Source organism: Mycobacterium sp. UM_Kg27, from assembly GCF_000972905.1.
GTDB lineage: Bacteria > Actinomycetota > Actinomycetes > Mycobacteriales > Mycobacteriaceae > Mycobacterium.
Genome location: NZ_JRMM01000325.1, coordinates 1 through 493 on the forward strand (window position 1 = coordinate 1; position 493 = coordinate 493).

Annotated in this window: 1 rRNA gene; it reads right to left on the reverse strand. The window is 53.5% G+C overall.

From position 1 onward, the window contains the following. Positions 1-453 (reverse strand): 23S ribosomal RNA (locus LI94_RS24165); the annotation flags it as partial. Between the last annotated feature and the right edge of the window lie 40 nt (positions 454-493).

Below are 493 nucleotides of genomic sequence, written 5' to 3' on the forward strand. Positions count from 1 at the left end.
TCACAAGACAGGTGTCGGGTTTTCACGTACCGGGCTCTCACCGTCTACGGCAGGCCATCCCAAGCCACTTCCGCTAACCACAACACTTTCTCACTGCCCTCCAGTCGAGTAGAACCGGACATGACACTCCCACAACCCCGCACACACAACCCCTACCCGGTATCACATGCATACGGTTTAGCCATCCTCCGCTTTCGCTCGCCACTACTCACGGAATCACATTTTGTTTTCTCTTCCTACGGGTACTGAGATGTTTCACTTCCCCGCGTTACCTCCCCACTGGCTATACATTCACCAGCCGGTGACACGACATCACTCGTGCCGGGTTTCCCCATTCGGACATCCTCGGATCCACGCTCGGTTGGCAGCTCCCCGAGGCATATCGCAGCCTCCTACGTCCTTCATCGGCTCTCGATGCCAAGGCATCCACCATGCGCCCTTAAACACTTACAAATCACAAAAACCAAGAAACAAAAATTGCAAAAACAAACAA